Source organism: Streptomyces sp. RK9 (genome assembly GCF_045070545.1).
GTDB classification, from domain to species: domain Bacteria; phylum Actinomycetota; class Actinomycetes; order Streptomycetales; family Streptomycetaceae; genus Streptomyces; species Streptomyces alboflavus.
The window spans coordinates 1,959,300-1,975,364 of sequence record NZ_CP173703.1 but is presented as its reverse complement, the minus strand read 5'-3'; the positions used below and the strand labels follow the sequence as shown (position 1 = coordinate 1,975,364).

The 16,065-nt window shown below is 72.8% G+C and carries 15 protein-coding genes and 1 tRNA gene; 7 read left to right on the top strand and 9 right to left on the bottom strand.

What is annotated here, in order from left to right; translation table 11 throughout:
* The first annotated feature begins 37 nt into the window (after positions 1 to 37).
* Complete coding sequence (locus tag AB6L24_RS07710; protein WP_405653545.1) at positions 38 to 409, top strand: hypothetical protein; 372 nt, start codon at positions 38 to 40, stop codon at positions 407 to 409.
* A 624-nt stretch (positions 410 to 1,033) separates the two neighbouring features.
* Here the strand turns inward: AB6L24_RS07710 and AB6L24_RS07705 are convergent.
* Complete coding sequence (locus tag AB6L24_RS07705; RefSeq protein ID WP_405657082.1) at positions 1,034 to 1,216, bottom strand: CsbD family protein; 183 nt, start codon at positions 1,214 to 1,216, stop codon at positions 1,034 to 1,036.
* A gap of 317 nt (positions 1,217 to 1,533) precedes the next feature.
* A tRNA-Val gene (locus AB6L24_RS07700) sits at positions 1,534 to 1,605 on the bottom strand.
* A 261-nt stretch (positions 1,606 to 1,866) separates the two neighbouring features.
* On the opposite strand from AB6L24_RS07700, the gene AB6L24_RS07695 reads away from it, so the two are divergent.
* The 5 genes from AB6L24_RS07695 to AB6L24_RS07675 all read left to right on the top strand — a co-directional run bounded on the left by AB6L24_RS07695 (position 1,867) and on the right by AB6L24_RS07675 (position 6,570).
* Positions 1,867 to 2,658 carry a DUF4097 family beta strand repeat-containing protein gene (locus AB6L24_RS07695; RefSeq protein WP_405653542.1) on the top strand — a complete coding sequence of 264 codons (792 nt, stop codon included), beginning with the start codon at positions 1,867 to 1,869 and terminating at the stop codon, positions 2,656 to 2,658.
* Between the two features lie 71 nt (positions 2,659 to 2,729).
* Complete coding sequence (locus tag AB6L24_RS07690; protein WP_405653539.1) at positions 2,730 to 4,193, top strand: hypothetical protein; 1,464 nt, start codon at positions 2,730 to 2,732, stop codon at positions 4,191 to 4,193.
* Between the two features lie 208 nt (positions 4,194 to 4,401).
* A complete protein-coding gene (locus tag AB6L24_RS07685) occupies positions 4,402 to 4,923 on the top strand; it encodes a DUF4383 domain-containing protein (RefSeq protein ID WP_380861155.1) in 522 nt (173 codons plus the stop codon).
* A gap of 58 nt (positions 4,924 to 4,981) precedes the next feature.
* Positions 4,982 to 5,605, top strand: a complete 624-nt coding sequence (locus AB6L24_RS07680; protein ID WP_405653536.1) for a bifunctional 4-hydroxy-2-oxoglutarate aldolase/2-dehydro-3-deoxy-phosphogluconate aldolase — start codon at positions 4,982 to 4,984, stop codon at positions 5,603 to 5,605.
* A gap of 35 nt (positions 5,606 to 5,640) precedes the next feature.
* Positions 5,641 to 6,570: a sugar kinase gene (locus tag AB6L24_RS07675; RefSeq protein WP_405657081.1), complete on the top strand. Its 930-nt coding sequence runs from the start codon at positions 5,641 to 5,643 to the stop codon at positions 6,568 to 6,570.
* A gap of 104 nt (positions 6,571 to 6,674) precedes the next feature.
* On the opposite strand, the gene AB6L24_RS07670 is transcribed toward AB6L24_RS07675, so the two are convergent.
* The 4 genes from AB6L24_RS07670 to AB6L24_RS07655 all read right to left on the bottom strand — a co-directional run bounded on the left by AB6L24_RS07670 (position 6,675) and on the right by AB6L24_RS07655 (position 11,794).
* Positions 6,675 to 6,899, bottom strand: coding sequence for a zinc ribbon domain-containing protein (locus AB6L24_RS07670; protein ID WP_405653533.1), 225 nt, complete (start codon positions 6,897 to 6,899; stop codon positions 6,675 to 6,677).
* A gap of 172 nt (positions 6,900 to 7,071) precedes the next feature.
* Positions 7,072 to 7,935 (bottom strand): HAD family hydrolase, encoded by an 864-nt coding sequence (locus AB6L24_RS07665; protein ID WP_405653530.1) that lies wholly within the window; start codon positions 7,933 to 7,935, stop codon positions 7,072 to 7,074.
* Positions 7,932 to 10,574 (bottom strand): phosphoribosyltransferase, encoded by a 2,643-nt coding sequence (locus AB6L24_RS07660; RefSeq protein ID WP_405657080.1) that lies wholly within the window; start codon positions 10,572 to 10,574, stop codon positions 7,932 to 7,934. Before AB6L24_RS07660 ends, AB6L24_RS07665 begins: the two co-directional genes overlap by 4 nt.
* Positions 10,575 to 10,627: 53 nt before the next feature.
* Entirely contained in the window at positions 10,628 to 11,794 is a 1,167-nt protein-coding gene (locus AB6L24_RS07655) for an HpcH/HpaI aldolase/citrate lyase family protein (protein WP_405653528.1), read from the bottom strand.
* Positions 11,795 to 12,149: 355 nt separating this feature from the next.
* On the opposite strand from AB6L24_RS07655, the gene AB6L24_RS07650 reads away from it, so the two are divergent.
* Positions 12,150 to 13,055 (top strand): TerD family protein, encoded by a 906-nt coding sequence (locus AB6L24_RS07650; protein WP_405653525.1) that lies wholly within the window; start codon positions 12,150 to 12,152, stop codon positions 13,053 to 13,055.
* A gap of 43 nt (positions 13,056 to 13,098) precedes the next feature.
* Here the strand turns inward: AB6L24_RS07650 and AB6L24_RS07645 are convergent, their stop codons facing one another.
* The 3 genes from AB6L24_RS07645 to AB6L24_RS07635 all read right to left on the bottom strand — a co-directional run bounded on the left by AB6L24_RS07645 (position 13,099) and on the right by AB6L24_RS07635 (position 15,928).
* Positions 13,099 to 13,845: a Tellurium resistance gene (locus AB6L24_RS07645; protein ID WP_380834946.1), complete on the bottom strand. Its 747-nt coding sequence runs from the start codon at positions 13,843 to 13,845 to the stop codon at positions 13,099 to 13,101.
* Between the two features lie 219 nt (positions 13,846 to 14,064).
* On the bottom strand, positions 14,065 to 15,207 hold the full coding sequence (locus tag AB6L24_RS07640) for a DUF475 domain-containing protein (RefSeq protein ID WP_405653522.1): 1,143 nt from the start codon (positions 15,205 to 15,207) through the stop codon (positions 14,065 to 14,067).
* Between the two features lie 145 nt (positions 15,208 to 15,352).
* Complete coding sequence (locus AB6L24_RS07635; RefSeq protein ID WP_030358526.1) at positions 15,353 to 15,928, bottom strand: TerD family protein; 576 nt, start codon at positions 15,926 to 15,928, stop codon at positions 15,353 to 15,355.
* Positions 15,929 to 16,065 lie beyond the last annotated feature (137 nt).

Sequence of the window (16,065 nt, the reverse complement as noted above, 5' to 3'; positions counted from 1 at the left end):
CGAGCAGCGCACAGACGCCGTCCCTACGGTCCTGCCCATGGACGCATCGACGCGCTCCGCGCACCACACCGCGACGGGCGCCGTTGCCGCAGTCGCCAAGAACGGCACCTTCCTGGGCGGTTTCGCTGCCCCCTGGGCCAAGGACGTTCACGGCAACCCCATCCCCACCAGCTACCGCATCGACGGCAACACCCTCATTCAGTCGGTACAGACCACGGACTCCACAGCCTTTCCCGTCGTCGCCGACCCCAAGTGGGTGAGCGACGCCGCCAAGGGCACCGCCATGCGACTTACCAGCGGGTGCGTGGGTGGCGCCGTCGCCGGAGGAGGAGCCGGATGCATCCCCGGGGCTGTCGCAGGAGGTCCGGGCGGAGCCGTCGCCGGAGTTGTCGGCGGTCTGTTCGGCTGACAGGCGACGCCGTCGTCCTTCCAAGCCCCAACGGCACGGCTCGTGAGGAGCACTGCAATGACAGATGACGTGAAGGGTCCTCACACGGGCGCCGAGCGGACCGCCTCGCTTGCGGTGTTGGCCGCCATGGGAGTGTTCCTCGGCCTTACCGTGAGCGATCAGTCCTGGGCAGCTTGCATGGTGTGGGGGCTGGCCGGAGGGATCGCCGTAGTGCCCGTAGCCATAGGCGCCAAACGAGTCGCCCGATACGTGAGCAGGCGGCGAACACCCTGACGCCTTCGAGTCGGTCCACTCCTGACAACCATCAAGGCCGACACCAGGAGTGAACCGGCGCGAGGCCACCGATCCGCCAGACACGGTCGCAGGAATGTCGCACCTGCTCATGCACGTCGTCGGGCATCGCGGTCAGCACGCGGTCCGCTGGGCTGGCCAGGTCCACCCTGCGCATCGGACCCCCGTCGGATCGGCAGACCAGCACCGTACGGCCGCGCGCGAGGGAACGTGTGCCTGTGGGGACAACGGTCAGCGGACCCGCGTGACCGTCGCACCCCCCATGCCGCGCTGCGCCCGCACGGACGCGAGAGCCGCCCCACCTCGCTGGTGGAGCGGCTCTTCGGCGTGTGGTCAGCGGTCGTCGCGGTCGCGGAGGGAGTCGCGGACGCCGTGCGCCTTCTCGCGGGCCTCTTCTGCGGCGTCCCGCATCTTCGCCTTGGCCTGGTCGGTCTTGCCTTCGGCTTCCATGCGGTCGTTGCCGGTGACCTTGCCGACCATTTCCTTGGCTTTGCCCTTGGCCTTGTCCACGCCCATGATCACTCCTCTGGTGGGGTTGGGGGACTTTGTCACGCTATGGCTCCTGCCCGTGGTCCGCATCCCGGGACGCGGCCCCCCGTCACAGCGCCAGGTCGAGCCCGAGCCGACGGACCGTCCCCGCCGGGTGCCGGGTGCCGGGTGCCGCGGTGGTGCCGAGGTCGACGACGAGCCGTACGCAGGAAGTCCAGGGCGCGGTAGTCGGGGTACGGTCAGATTGCGCGAGTGGTGCGTCAGACTGCGTCTCATGCCGCAACAGCAAGGCCCCGCACCCCCGTTGAGCTGGGGATGCAGGGCCTTTCCGCTGATCAATCCGGTGGGCGCGGACGGTTTCGAACCGCCGACATCTGCCTTGTAAGGGCAGCGCTCTACCCCTGAGCTACGCGCCCGGAATGTTCCGACAGCCTACCTTGCCGGTGGGGCGGCCTCGCAAACACATGGTGGGGGGGGTGAGGGCGGAGGTCGTCGGGGGTGCGGGGGCTAGCCCCACCTCGGATTCGGTGGGCGGCCGGATCCCCTTGGTGGGCGCGGGTTCGTACGGTCGTCCTGTGCTTGCGGCAGGGGCTGTGGGCATTGGGCAAGGGGAGCAAGGGGAGAGTGTCATGGCCGTCCGCAGTCGTCGTCCGGGTCAGGGGCGGAGTCCGCGTGGGATGCGGGTGCTGGTCGCGGTGGGGACGACGAGTGCCGTCGTCGGGCTCGTCGCGGCGTGCGGGGCCGATGCCTCGGACGACTCCGATCCGGAGCGGCGGTCGTTCGCGCTGTCGGGGCGGACCCTCACGGTGGATTCCGATGACTCGGCTCTGGAGTTGGTGGTCGCGGGCGACGAGGGGGCGAAGGACGTGCGTGTGACGCGGTGGTTCGACGGGCGGACGGTGCTCGGGAAGAGCCCGAAGGTCACGTGGAAGATGGACGGGGACCGGCTCACGCTGCGCATGAAGTGCAGCGGCGTCATCACCAACTGCTCCGCCAAGCACCGCGTCGTCGTCCCCCGCGGCACCGCCGTGAACGTCGTGAACAAGGACGGCTCGGTGACGGCCACCGGGTTCCGGGAGCCCCTGAAGGTGCGCTCGGCGGACGGGTCCGTGCGGCTGCGCGACGTCAGCGGGCCGCTCGACCTGCGCAGCGTCGACGGGTCCGTGCGCGCCGTCGGCGTCACGTCGAAGCGTGTCAGCGCCACCTCCAAGGACGGCTCCGTGCGGCTCGACCTCGCCGCCGCCCCCGACCGGCTGCAGGCCCGCAGCCAGGACGGGTCCGTGGACATCGCGCTGCCGGTGAAGGGGAGCAAGGGGGGTGGTGGCCAGGGCGGGGCCACCTCGTACCGCGTCGACACCGAAACCGTCGACGGTGGCACCGACGTCACCGTTCCCCGCGACGACCGCAGCCCCCACCACGTGTCCGTGCGGAGCGCCGACGGCAACGTCACAGTGCGCAGCGCGAACTGACCGGCCCGTGTGTTCGTCCCTAACCGGTGGGAGAATGAACCGGGCAGGGCGAACAGCACGGGAGAGGGACAGTGACGGCGACACCTCCGCGGCCGTACACAGGGAACAGATGGGCGTCGTCGGCGGTGGCCGCCGCGGATGCCGTCGTCTCGCGCTGCGGCGCCGCGGTGGGCGGCCGGTCGCGGCGGCGGAAGCCGCGCCCACCCCTGCGGGCCGCCGCCCGCGACACCCTCGCCCTGGTCCTGCTCCCCCTGCCCCTGCTCGCCGCCGCCCTGCCCGCCTCCTTCGCCGGCGGCGGTACGCGACGCTGGTTCGGCGGACGCGGGGAGAGCGTGCGGGCCGAGGCGCAGGCCGCGAAGGACGCCGCCGCGGCCGCGTTCTACGAGCTGGACACCGCGCAGCGCGACCTGCGGATCTCCATCGAGACCATCGCGGCCGTGGACTCCTCCCCGGCCGCCCGCAAGGCCGCCGCCGACTTCGAGGCGTTCGGGCGGCGCATCGACGAGGTGAGCCACCAGTACATCACCGCGGTCGACGCGCACGACCTCGACCGCGACGACCTGGAGGCGTCGGCCGCCGCGCGGGCCCGCGCCGAGCTGACCGAGGCCAAGGACGCGCTCGGCAACGCCAAGAAGGACCTGGACCGGTTCACGCAGGGCCTGTCCCCGCTGCTCGACAAGGCCGAGACCCAACTGGCGCGCCTGGCCCCGGCCGTGGAGCGCGCCCGGCAGACGCTGCTCGCCGCGAGCAACGCCCTGGACGCGGTCCGGGCCGCAGGGCTGAAGGCCGACGACCTGGCGGGCCGCCTCGCCGCTCTCGCCCCCGAGCTGACCAAGCTGAACCAGGGTGCGGGACAGCACGGCGTCGCCGACACGCTGCAGCGCGCCGACCGTGTCGTACGGGACGGCGAAGCGGTCCGCGCCGAGGCCGAGCGGCTGCCGGAGCGGGCCCGTGAGATCGACCGGCGCCTGGTGTCGCTGCGTACCCGCGCGCAGGCGCTGACCACGCGCAGCGAGCAGGTGCAGCCGATCCTCAGCGAGCTGCGGCGCCGGTTCACCGCCGCCTGCTGGCAGGACCTCCAGCGGGTGCCGCTGCAGGCCGAGGAGAACGTGCGGCAGGCCGAGACCAAGCTGAAGGAGGCGCAGCGGGCCCGCGAGGACCAGCGCTGGCCGGACGCCACGGCCCTGCTGTCGACCGTACGGGCGCTGCTGAACTCCACCGACGAGGCCGTGTCCGCCGCCGGTGACCGGCTGCGCCGTCTGAACGCCGTGTCGAAGGACCCGCAGGCCGAGATCGAGCGCACCCGCTTCGCCGTCCGGGACGCCCAGCGCCTGGCCATGGCGGGCCGCCAGAAGCCCGATCCGCGGCACGCGGGCCCCCTCGACGACTCGGTGGCCCGCCTGGACCGGGCCGTCGCCGCCCTGGAGGGCCGCCACCCCGACTACTGGCACTTCCTGACCGAGACGGAGGGCGTGCGCACGACCGTCGCCCGGGTCGTCGCACAGATCAGGGAGGAGCGGGGGCAGGGGGCCTAGGTTCCGAGGAGCGGGGGCAGGGGGCCCAGGGGCCGAGGAGCGGGCGCAGGGGCCCAGGGCCCGTGGGAGCCTCGCCGCGAGATCCACGAACGTGCTGGTCAGCGACGCTCTTGTTGGCGGTCGACGGTCTCCGGGCGGATCCTGGAAGGACGAAGGACGGGCCTCCGCGCGCATCGAAGGATGCGGTGAAGCACTCAGGGAGGCGGACATGGCCACGCACGTACTTCATCCCGGCCCCCGGTCCAAGGACCGCAGGCGGCACGTCACCCTCGACGAGCACCTGCCCGTCGACCACCGGCTGAGCCGGATCTACCGCTTCGGCGCCGGCCTGATGGGCCTGGTCCTGCTCGCGTTCGGCATCCTCGGCCTGATCGACAAGATCGGGTTCTTCGACACCCGCGGCGACACCGTGGCGGGCCTGAACACCAACGGGGCGCTGAGCGTCCTGTCGATCTGCGTCGGTCTGCTGCTCTTCGCCGGGATGGTGATCGGCGGCAACTTCGCGTCGACGCTGAACATGGTCCTCGGCATCGCGTTCATCCTCAGCGGCTTCGTGAACCTCGCCCTTCTGGAGAGCAGCCTCAACTTCCTCGCATTCCGCATCCAGAACGTGCTCTTCAGCTTCGTGGTGGGCGTGCTGCTCATGTTCTTCGGGATGTACGGGCGCGTCAGCGCGACGCTGCCGCACGACAACCCGTACTGGAAGGCGCGGCACCCGGACAGCAGCTGACCTGGATTCTGCCCTGGGGGGCGCGGAGCTGTCCGGGGCGCTGTGCGAGCCTGGGCCCATGGTCGACTTCATGCAGGAGCTGCGGGCGCGGCGTCTCGTCGCCATCGTGCGCGGTACGGACGCTCAGGCGTCGTTCCGTACGGTCATGGCGCTCGTCGAGTGCGGTGTGCCGCTGGTCGAGGTGTCGCTGAGCGGCAGTGACGCGCTGGGGGTGCTGCGGCGGGCGCGGGCCGAGCTGGGCCCGGACGCGTGGCTCGGCGCGGGCACGGTCCTCACGGCGGACGACGCGGCGCGCGCGGCGGACGCGGGCGCGAACCTGGTGGTGACGCCGGGGCTCGGCCCGGGCGTCGACGCCGCCGTCGGCCGGGGCCTGCCCGTCCTCGCGGGGGTCCTCACACCGACCGACGTGATCGCGGCCCGGGCGGCGGGTGCGAGCGCCCTGAAGATCTTCCCGGCGTCGGCGGTGGGCGGCCCCGCGTATCTGAAGGCGTTGCGCGGGCCGTTCCCCGACCTGCCGTTCGTGCCGGTCGGCGGCGTGGACGCGGCCGCCGCGGCGGAGTACCTGGAGCTGGGCGCGGTCGCCGTCGGCGTGGGCTCGCCGCTGGTCGGTGACGCGGCGGACGGCGGGGGCGTGGGCGCGCTGCGGGCGCGGGCCGCGCGGTTCGTGGCGGTGTGCGGGTGAGCGCGGGCGCGGACGTCCTCACGTTCGGCGAGAGCATGGTCGCCCTGCGCGGCGACGGGCCGCTGAAGCTCGGCGGGTCGATGGCCGTGTCCGTCGCCGGGGCCGAGTCGAACGTCGCCATCGGCCTGTCCCGGCTCGGGCACGGCGTCCGCTGGACGGGGGCCGTCGGCGACGACGAGGCCGGGGAGCTGGTGCTGCGCACGCTGCGGGCCGAGGGCGTGGACGTCTCCGGCGCGGGCCGGGACGCGGGCGCGCCGACGGGGCTTCTGCTCTTCGAGCCCCGGCTGCCCGAGGTGACGCGGGTGCACTACTACCGTGCCGGGTCCGCCGGTTCGCGGCTCGGCCCCGACGCCGTGGAGCGGGCCTTCGCCGCGGCGCCGCCGCCCCGGGTGCTGCATCTGACGGGGATCACCCCGGCGCTCGGGGCGGGGCCGCGGGCCGCCTGTGAGCGGGCGCTGCGGCTCGCCCGGGAGCACTCCGTGCGGGTCTGCCTCGACGTCAACTTCCGGTCCCGGCTGTGGAGTCAGGAGGAGGCCGCGGCGGTGATCCGGGACTGGATCCCGTACGTCCACGTCCTCGTCGCCTCCGACGACGAGCTGCCCCTGTGCCTGCCCGTCGACGGCACTTCCGGTGAACCCGCCGAGCAGGCCGGGTTGTTGCTCGGGCTCGGCGTGCGTGAGGTCGTCGTCAAGCTCGGGTCCCGTGGAGCCACCGCGTACACGCGGGGCGGGGAACTCCACCGGCCCGCACGGGCCGTGCGGGCCGTGGACGCCGTCGGGGCCGGGGACGCCTTCGTCGCCGGGTATCTGTCCGCGCTGCTCGACGGGGCGGACGTGGCCGGGCGCGTGGAGCGGGCGGTCACCACGGGGGCGTTCGCCGTGGCCTCCCGGGGGGACTGGGAGGGGGCGCCCACTCGGGGGGAGTTGGGGATGTTGGAGGGCGGGGACGGGGCCGTGTGGCGCTAGGGCCGGGCCGCCCCGGCGCGGGGGCGTCAGCCCTGTACTGGCACAGCTGCGTCAGCCCCGTCCTGGCGCGGGTGCGTCAGCCCCGTCCTGCCTTCGCCTGTGCGTCAGCCGCAGCAGCCGCCACCGCAGCAGCCGCCTCCGCCACCGCCGGCGGCCGCGGGGGACGGGGCCTGGGCCGAGGCCGTGCCTGCCACCGCGACGGTCGAGAGGAGCTTGACCGTGTCCTCGTGGCCGGAGGGGCAGGTGGCCGGGGCGGCGGATTCCGCCATGGGGCGGGTCAGCTCGAAGGTGGCGCCGCAGGGGCGGCAGCGGTACTCGTATCGGGGCATGGGGACAGGGTACGGGGGCGGGGGCGGGGGCGGCCCGAGGGCGCGGTGGGCGTGGGGGTGGGGGTGGGGCGCCGCAGGGGGAGCAGTGCCCGGCACCGGGGGCCGCCCCTGTGCCCACCCGTTCCGCCCTCCGGGCGGCCCAGCTGCCCACAGGGGCGGCGGACCGAGAAGGTCACGCTGGCCCCGGGTCCCCCAAGAACTCACGCAGGATGCGTTCGCCCGCCGCGATCCCCCGTTCCGGGAGCACCGTCAGGCCCTTCGTCGTCCAGCCCGTGTCGGCGAGTTCGCCGTGGGAGGGGCGCCAGGAGCGGGTGGCGGCTTCGAGGAGGTCGGCGTCGAGGAGGGAGTCGCCGGCGGCGAGGACCTCGGGGGCGTCCGTGCGGCGGGCGACCTCGCGCATGGCCGCGCTCTTGGTGAGCGGCCGCGGCACGGCGTAGATCTTGCGGCCCTGGAGGGAGACGGTCCAGCCGCGCCCCGCGGCCCACTCCCCCAGCTCCTTGACCCAGCCGGACGGCAGCAGCGCGCGGTCCACGACGAGGTAGGCGAACAGGTCCTCGGCGACGCGTTCCTTCAGGAGCCAGGACGGGTCGGCGGTGCGCAGGAGGTGGGCGCGGACCTCGGCGAGGGGCGCGCACTCGGCGGCGAGGCGGCGGCCTGTGGCGGCGCGCCACTCCGGGTCGGACTCGCCGTCGACGAGCAGGTGCCCGCCGTTGGCGCAGATCGCGAACCGCGGTACGGGGCCGGGGAGATGGATGCGGTGGTACTGCTCGCGGGTCCGGGTCGTCGTGGGCACGAAGACGGTGCGCTCGGCCAGCTCCACGAGGAGCGCGGCGGCGGCCTCCGTGACGTACGACAGGGGCTTGCCCTCGTACACCTCGACGCAGAGCAGCCGCGGCGCGTCGGCGTCGGGCATGCGCAGGTCGAGCGCGGCGGCGGAGTAGATGAGGGTGCGGTCGAGGTCGCTCGCGACGAGCGGGCGGGGGGCGGCGCCAGCGACGGCGGAGCCGGGGGCGGGAGCGGGGTGCGGGGTGCTCATGCGCTCGCCACCGCCTTGCCGTCGGCGCCGGTCGCGCCGCGCGTGTACTTGGGGTGGATCAACCCGACGCAGGTGTACGGGAGTTCGGCCACCTCCTCGACGGGTACGCCGCGCTGCTCGGCGAGCAGCCGGACGTGGTCGAGGTCGGCGCCCGCGCCCTCGCGGGCGAGGATCTTCCACGGGACGCGGCGCAGCAGCACCCGGGTGGTCTCGCCGACGCCGGGCTTGACGAGGTTCACGTCGTGGATGCCGTACTCCTCGCTGATGCGCTCGACGGCGGCCCAGCCCTCCCAGGTGGGCTCCCTGTCCGCGGCCAGGAGCTCCTTGACCTGGACGTCCACGGCTCCCGCCACCTCGTCGAAGCGGGCGGCGATCGCGGCCACGAAGTCACCGGAGACGTCGGATTCCGCGAGGTCGCGGTAGAACTTCGCGCCGTGGAAGTCGTCGGGGCCGACCAGGTCGGCGCGGAGCACCGTGCGCGATATCAGCCCGGACACCGTGGAGTTGAGGCACGCGGACGGGATGAGGAAGTCCTCGCGGGTGCCGTAGGTGCGCACGCAGGAGCCGGGGTCGGCGAGCACCGCCACCGCGGGGTCGAAGCCGCGGGCGCCACCCGCCGCCTCGAACTCCTCGATCGCGGCGGCCAGTTCACGGGTGATGGCGCCCTTGCCGGTCCAGCCGTCGACGAAGACGACGTCGGCCGGGTCGTGGTGCGCGGCGAGCCAGCGCAGCGCGTTCGCGTCGATGCCGCGGCCACGCACGATGGACACGGCGTAGTGCGGCAGGTCGAGGCCGCGCCGGTGCTGCGCCCAGCGGCGCATCAGGACGCCGACGGGGGTGCCCGCGCGGGCCAGCGAGACCAGGACGGGGCGGGCGGTGCCGGTGCCGTCGGGGCGGGGGGCCCGCTCGGCGAGGACGGTCTCGGTGACCGTGCCGACGGCCTGCGCGATGCGGGCCGCGGAGGTGTCGAGCGCGGCCCGGAACAGCTCCTGGTAGCGCGGGCTCGGCTGGTACTCCACCGGCAGCGACTCGGCGTAGTGCGCGCCGCCGCTCTGGATGGCCTCCTCGCGCTCCTCGGTGGGCGCCTCCAGCGTGACGTCCGACAGGTCCTGGAGCAGCCAGCCGACGTCCTCGGGCGCGTAGGAGGAGAAGTCGGGGCCGCGGAGGGGGTCGGGCAGCATGCGGGATTCCTGATCCTGGGGGGCGTGCGGGGAAGGGTGCGGGGCGGCGGTCGGGGAAGAGCGCGGGGACGGGCTGTACGAGGGGACCACGGCGAGCAGGACGTGTCCGGTGTGCGCGGACAGCTCGGCCAGGAGGCCGTCGGGCGCGTGCAGCGCCGCCGTGTCCGCGACCGAGTCCACGACCGCGACGACCGCGTCGAAGCCGCCGCCCGCCACGTTGTACGCGTAGCGCGGGCCCGGCCCGTCCGCCGGGTCGTCGTGCGCGGGGAAGACGAGGCGGGTGCGGATGGCGTAGCCGGGGTCGTCGACGGCGAGGACGGGCGAGCGGGTGGTCGTGGAGTAGCGGACCTCCACGCCCGCACCGCCACCGGCGCCACCGGTCGCTCCGCCGCCGACACCAGCCACCCCCTCACTGACCCCGGCCACACCCTCACCGGCGCCCGGGACACCCCTGCCCAGCCTCCGCTCCAGAGCCACGCCCAGCGCCAGCGGCGCGTACATCAGCTCCTCGAAGCCGAGCACGAGCACCCGGCGGGCCTCCCGCGGCAGCGCGGCCGCGACCCGCTCCGCCATGTCCGGCAGGGCCGCGTCCAGGCGGGCCCGGTGCGCGGCGGTGAAGCCGTGCCTGCCGCCGTCGGGCACCCCGGCCGGCCAGCCCAGGTCGACGCGGGTGACGGGTGCCCGCTCCGCGCCGGGCACGGACACCGGGGCCGCCGTCTCGTACCGGGCGACCAGCTCCTGCCCCTTGTCCAGGACGTCGGCGGGCAGCCGCACCGTGCCGGAGGCGAGGGCGATGAGGTCGACGCGGGCGCCGATCTCGCGGGCGAAGGCGTCGAGGCGGGCGCGGTCCTCGGGGGCGCGCATGTCGACCAGGGCGACGATGACGTACCGCTCGCGCGGGAAGCTCTCGTGCAGGCCGCGGATGGTGTTGAGGACGGTGTTGCCGGTGGAGAACTCGTCGTCGACGAGGACGAGCGCGCCGTCGCCCGCGAGCAGCCGGGGGTCCTCGGGGAGCAGCAGGTGGGAGGTGGCGTGCGAGTGGGACTCCTCGAAGCCGCCCGCGCGCTCCACGCCGGGCACGGGGCGGCGGGTGGAGTGCAGGTAGGGGGCGAGGGCGAGGCCGTCGGCGACGCTGTGGCCGAGGCCGGTCGCGGTCTCCGCGTAGCCGAGGACGACGGCGCGGGCGGCCTCGTCCGGGCCGAGCAGCTCGCGGACGCGCACGCCGAGGTCGTACCCGGAGCGCCAGATCACCGACGGGTGCTGCGGCACGTGCTTGCCGAGGACGTTCGACACGAGCAGATGCGCCCGCTTGGGGTTGCGGCGCAGGGCGAGCCCGAGCAGCTCCCGCAGCGGCCCCGGCCCGGCGGCGCCGTCCGCACCCGCTCCTGGCGCCCCGCTCTCGACCAGCTCGACCCCGAGCCGCTCGGCGACCCACGTACCCGACCACACCACGTCCACTGAATTCCTTGCCTCGCTGATGGGGATCCCCTCGGCACCGTCGCCGACACCGCTCACTGGGGCAACCCCGCGCTGAGCAGCTCCACGAAGCCGACGTCCTCGCGCGCGACGCCGAAGACCTCGGCGCGCCGCAGGGTCCGCTCGGCCCAGGCGCGGTGCGGCTTCACCTCGTTCATCTTGTTCGTGTACGCGGACCGCATGACGCCGCCGCCGTCCCGCTCCGGGCGCAGGATGTCCTGGGCGTCGCTGAACTCCTCGTGGCTGACGACCGACAGGGCGTGCACGGGCAGGACGTGCGAGGGGTGGATGCAGGTCTTGCCGAGCAGGCCGTTGGCCCGGTCCAGCTCGATCTCGCGCAGCAGGCCGTCCAGGTCGTGCTCGATCAGGGCCTGGCGCAGCTCCTCGGCGCGGACCTGGAGGAAGGGGCTCTGGCGCAGCTGCGGCTTGAACATCCGCTCCTGGACGCGGAAGTACTCCCAGACGGGCCCGGTGACGGTGAAGCCGGTGCCGTCGGCGCGGCCGAGGTGGTTGACCACGTCGGCGATCACGGACGCGACGATCTGGACGTCGTAGGCCGTCATGTGCGGGGGTCTGCGCAGGGCGTACGCGGAGCAGAAGTCGGTGACGCCGAGGCGCAGCGCGAGCACCCGCTCGCGGTACTTGTCGACGGTGCGGGCGATGCCCGCGAGGACCTCGGCGCGGCTCTCCAGATAGAGGAGCTGGGGCGATTCGAGGACCGGCATCGCGAAGAGGCGCCGCCCGGTGGCGGCCTCGGCGGCGGCGAGGGACTCCAGGAACGGGACGCCGCGCTCCTCGGTGAATTTCGGCAGTACGAATCCGGACAGCAGGCGGATCGCGGGGCCGAGCCTGCGCGCCAGGTCAGGAATCTGCCCGGGGGTGCGGACCCGGATGAAGAGCAGCGGCGGCTCGACGTCCGGCCGTCCGGCGAGGTCCACGAAATGCCGGATCAGATTCTCCTCGGCGGTGACGACGTCCGCGTCGCCGATGGAGTCCTCCAGGCAGATGACCATCGAGATCACGCCACGGCTGGCTTGCTTGAGGATGTCGTCCGCGAGCCGCGGCCGGGTGGCCGGGCTGTACAGCGTGGCGCCGAGGGCCACCGCGAGCAGCTGCGGCGGGGAGTCCGCGGTGAAGGCACACGGCTCCCGATGGAAGAGGCGCTCTCGCACCTCTGGGGCTATGTGCCCGAAATGACGCATGGGGTTCCCCTGGAATTCTCCTGATATCGCCCGTATCGCCGACGCGACCCGACGTATCGTCGACGCGATCCGAAGTGATGTGGCCGGTAATAGTACGTAGGGGCGGGTGTCGGAGGTTCCCTCCGGGCATGAAATTCAGGTAACCCGGCCATGTCGCACACGAGTGCCCCACACCGGCACAGGCAGGTGTCATAGGCCACAAGACGGGCAGGACACGGGCAGGGCGGTGCCGGGACGGGCATCTGTCCGAAAGCGTATGCCCGGGCGCGGGGCCGGGCAGCCGGGCGGGAACGCGGCGGTCCCGGGCCCGGGACCCGCGTTGTCCGGCGCCGGACGAGGAAGGCAGGATGACCGCATGACGCACGCGATGTTGAAGGGGTCGAACGTCCCGCTCGAAGCCGCCGCCGTCCGCGCCGTGCTGCGCTGGACGCCGCGCCAGGGCGCCCCCGACGTCGACGCGTCGGCGCTGCTGCTCGGCACCGACGGACGGGTGCGCTCGGACGAGGACTTCGTCTTCTACAACCAGCCGCGCCACCCCTCCGGCAAGGTCTGGCGCCTGGGCAAGAAGCGGGTCGCCGAGGGCCTGACGGACACCGTCCAGACCGATCTGGCGGGCCTCGACCCGGCGGTCGGCCGGGTGCTGCTCGTCGCGTCCGCCGACGACGTGCCCTTCGAGCACGTCCGCGCGCTGCGGATCCTGCTGTACGACGCCGCCCCGGCCGCGGCCGACGCCGAGCCCCTCGCGTACTTCGACATCACCCCGGAGACGGGCGCCGAGACCGCGCTGATCTGCGGGGAGCTGTACCGCCGCGGCGAGGGCTGGAAGTTCCGCGCCCTCGGCGAGGGCTACTCCAACGGCCTGGTGGGCCTCGCCACCGACTTCGGCATCTCCGTGGACGAGTCGGAGGCCGTGCCCGAGCCGACGCCCGACGCGTCCGTGCTGCAGACGCAGCGCCTGGGCACGACGGGCCCCGCCCCGATGGCCCCGGCGCACACCCTGCCGCCCGTGCAGCCCGCGCAGCCGTCGGTGCCGTACCCGGCCACCGCGCCGCCCGCGCCTCCCGCACCCCAGCCCGCGTACGGCTACCCGCCCCAGCCGCCGCGCTACCCCGCGCCCCAGCCCTCCTACGGCTATCCGCAGCCCGCGCCGACCCAGCCCCCCGTGCCGGCGTACGGCTATCCGCATCCGGTGGCGCCCGCGCCGGTGCCGGACCCGAACTTCCGGCTGCCTCCGCAGGGGCCGCAGTTCCTGCCGCGCTGAGGGGTCCCGCGCCCGCCCCGCGGGGCCGCTGCCGCGGGGCGGCTCAGGTGCCGCCCACCTTGGTCTTGTAGCCGCGGCCCCACTGCAGCCCCCAGCCGTACAGCCGGTCCAGCTCGGCCTGGAAGCCGTACACGTAGCGGACCTCGCGGCGCACGATCAGCTCGTCCTTGATGTTCTCGACCGTGAGCACCGCGCAGGAGCGGGCCTGCGGGGCGCGCTCCTCCAGGTCGATCTCGACGCGCGGGCCGTTGCTGGGGTAGAGCGTCACCTTGGCGTGGGTGCGGTCGAAGGCGGGCGTCTGGTCGTAGATGTAGACGAACACGAGCAGGCGCTTGATCGACTCGCGGTGGTCGAGGTTGACGTAGAGCGTCTCGCCGGAGCCGGAGCCGAACCGGTCGTCGCCGCTGCCCTTCACGTACGGCGGGGAGTTGAGGCTCCCGAAGAAGTTGCCGAGGGGCTGTACGACGCCCTTGCTGCCGTCGGTCAGCTCGTACAGGCAGCCCAGGTCGAGGTCCACGTTGACCATGCTCTGGGTGTGCGCCTGCACCGGCTCGGGCTGGAACATCTTCAGCGGGTGCCGCAGCAGGCTGCCGCCCCCGCGCTTCTTGCCGATGAGGTCGGACGTGCGCATCTGCCACGTCAGCGTGACGCGCAGATTGCCCGTGGCGGCGCCCTGTTTGGTCAGCGAGACCGTCGGATGCCGTTTGGTCAGCTCGATGGAGTTGGTCGCGGCGCTGCCCGATGCGAAGTCCATCGAACGCCCCGGCCGCAGACCGTCCCAGAAGGACATGCCACCCCCAGAAGAAATGCCCCGCGTCTGTTGTCGTCACGTCTCGGGGCGGCCGCGGGTCACGCCCCAACCACCGCCCCGCACAGAAGCGTTCCTCGCCGAAGCGGGCCCCACACGTCCGGATCGGGAAGTCGGCCCACCGTACGTCACCCCGGGTACGCCGACGGCGGCGCCCCCGGGTCGGGGACGCCGCCGTCGCGGTGTTCGAGCGGAGTGGCGTCAGACGCCGGACGGGACCTCTGCCTTGTCGTCCGAGCCTGAGCCCTCCTCGGCCGCCAGCCGCTTGTTGCGGCGGACGGACGACCAGAACGAGGCGCCGATCAGGAGCACACCGATGGAGCCGGTGATCAGCTCGTGGATCTCGTACTGGATCGTGATGAGCAGGACCGCGGCGAGGGCGCCGATGGCGTAGTGCGCGCCGTGCTCCAGGTAGACGTAGTCGTCGAGGGTGCCCTGGCGGACCAGGTAGACGGTGAGCGACCGGACGTACATCGCGCCGATGCCGAGGCCGAGCGCCATCAGGACGATGTCGTTGGTGACCGCGAAGGCGCCGATGACGCCGTCGAAGGAGAACGACGCGTCCAGGACCTCCAGGTAGAGGAACATGAAGAACGCGGCCTTGCCGGAGAGCTGGATCAGGGAGACCTGCTTGCCCTTGGCCTTGGCCTCCTCCTCGGCCTCGTGCTCGCGCTCCTCCTCTTCCTCCAGCTTGTTCTCGAAGTAGCTGGAGAGTCCGCCCACGATGAGGTACGTGATCAGACCGCCCACACCGGAGATGAGGACGGTCTCGGCCTTGTCGGCGTGGGTGCCGCCGTGCTGGTGCGCGCTCTTGGCGAAGGTCATCGCGGAGACGAGCAGGACGATGAGCGCGATGCACACCGACAGCATGTCGATCTTGCCGAGCTTGGCCAGCGGGCGCTCGAGCCAGCCGAGCCACTTGATGTCCCGGTCCTCGAAGACGAAGTCGAGGAAGATCATCAGCAGGAACATGCCACCGAACGCCGCGATCGACGGGTGCGCGTCGGTGACCAGCTGCTGGTACTGGTCCTTGTCGTTGAGCGCGAGCTTGACCGCTTCGATCGGCCCCATGCTCGCACTGACGGCGACGATCACGACCGGGAAGACGAGGCGCATGCCGAAGACGGCGATGAGGATGCCGATGGTGAGGAAGATCTTCTGCCAGAAGGCATTCATCTTCTTCAGGATTCCGGCGTTGACCACCGCGTTGTCGAAGGACAGCGAGATCTCGAGGATGGACAGGATCGCCACGATCCCGAACGCCGTCCACCCCCCAAAGAGCACCGCTGCGACCAGGCCGAGCGCAGTAACTGCGAACGACCAGCCGAAGGTTTTCAGAACCACTGGCTACCCAATCGTGTGTGTACGGGTCTCCCCCGCGCCGTCCCCGGCTCCGGCTTCGCGAAGCCTTCGCCAGGGGGTGCCCCCGGACTCCTCAGTCGGCTGACGGGCGGACCGTCAGCCGTTTGGGGATCCCGGGGAGAGTCCTTTAGGAAACATTGACTCCGAAGTCTAGAGCGATGCCCCGCAGGCCGGACGCGTACCCCTGCCCGACGGCGCGGAACTTCCACTCGCCGCCGTACCGATAGACCTCGCCGAAGATCATCGCGGTCTCCGTGGAGGCGTCCTCACTGAGGTCGTAGCGGGCGAGCTCCTGGCCGTCGGCCTGGTTCACCACGCGGATGAAGGCGTTGCTGACCTGACCGAATGTCTGCCCCCGGTTGTCCGCGTCGTGGATGGAGACCGGGAAGACGATCTTGTCGCAGTGCGCGGGGACCTTGGTCAGGTCGAGGATCAGCGACTCGTCGTCGCCGTCGCCCTCACCGGTGAGGTTGTCGCCGGTGTGCTCGACGGAGCCGTCGGGGCTCGTCAGGTTGTTGTAGAACACGAACCACTCGTCGCCGAGGACCCGGCCCGACTGGCACAGCAGCGCGCTGGCGTCCAGGTCGAACGGGGCTCCGGTGGTGGAGCGAGCGTCCCAGCCGAGGCCGACCATCACCTTCGTGAGATCGGGTGCGGCCTTGGACAGGGAGACATTGCCTCCCTTGGCGAGCGTGACGCCCATGATGCTGGTCCTCCCCGAGGTGTTGCGTTTGGCTGCCGCGTGCCCCGGCACCGGGGCCGGGGCACGGTGGCCGTGCGATGCCTAGCGCGTCCGGCGCCGCACCTGTCGTGTGCGGCGCCGGACGGCTCTGCTGGATG

Bases quoted from the DNA above. Each gene is read 5' to 3' on its own strand.
- AB6L24_RS07710 (WP_405653545.1), top strand. From the start codon at position 38: ATGGACGCATCGACGCGCTCCGCGCACCACACCGCGACGGGCGCCGTT.
- AB6L24_RS07705 (WP_405657082.1), bottom strand. From the start codon at position 1,216: ATGGGCGTGGACAAGGCCAAGGGCAAAGCCAAGGAAATGGTCGGCAAG.
- AB6L24_RS07695 (WP_405653542.1), top strand. From the start codon at position 1,867: ATGCGGGTGCTGGTCGCGGTGGGGACGACGAGTGCCGTCGTCGGGCTC.
- AB6L24_RS07685 (WP_380861155.1), top strand. From the start codon at position 4,402: ATGGCCACGCACGTACTTCATCCCGGCCCCCGGTCCAAGGACCGCAGG.
- AB6L24_RS07680 (WP_405653536.1), top strand. From the start codon at position 4,982: ATGGTCGACTTCATGCAGGAGCTGCGGGCGCGGCGTCTCGTCGCCATC.
- AB6L24_RS07675 (WP_405657081.1), top strand. From the start codon at position 5,641: ATGGTCGCCCTGCGCGGCGACGGGCCGCTGAAGCTCGGCGGGTCGATG.
- AB6L24_RS07670 (WP_405653533.1), bottom strand. From the start codon at position 6,899: ATGCCCCGATACGAGTACCGCTGCCGCCCCTGCGGCGCCACCTTCGAG.
- AB6L24_RS07665 (WP_405653530.1), bottom strand. From the start codon at position 7,935: ATGAGCACCCCGCACCCCGCTCCCGCCCCCGGCTCCGCCGTCGCTGGC.
- AB6L24_RS07655 (WP_405653528.1), bottom strand. From the start codon at position 11,794: ATGCGTCATTTCGGGCACATAGCCCCAGAGGTGCGAGAGCGCCTCTTC.
- AB6L24_RS07650 (WP_405653525.1), top strand. From the start codon at position 12,150: ATGACGCACGCGATGTTGAAGGGGTCGAACGTCCCGCTCGAAGCCGCC.
- AB6L24_RS07645 (WP_380834946.1), bottom strand. From the start codon at position 13,845: ATGTCCTTCTGGGACGGTCTGCGGCCGGGGCGTTCGATGGACTTCGCA.
- AB6L24_RS07635 (WP_030358526.1), bottom strand. From the start codon at position 15,928: ATGGGCGTCACGCTCGCCAAGGGAGGCAATGTCTCCCTGTCCAAGGCC.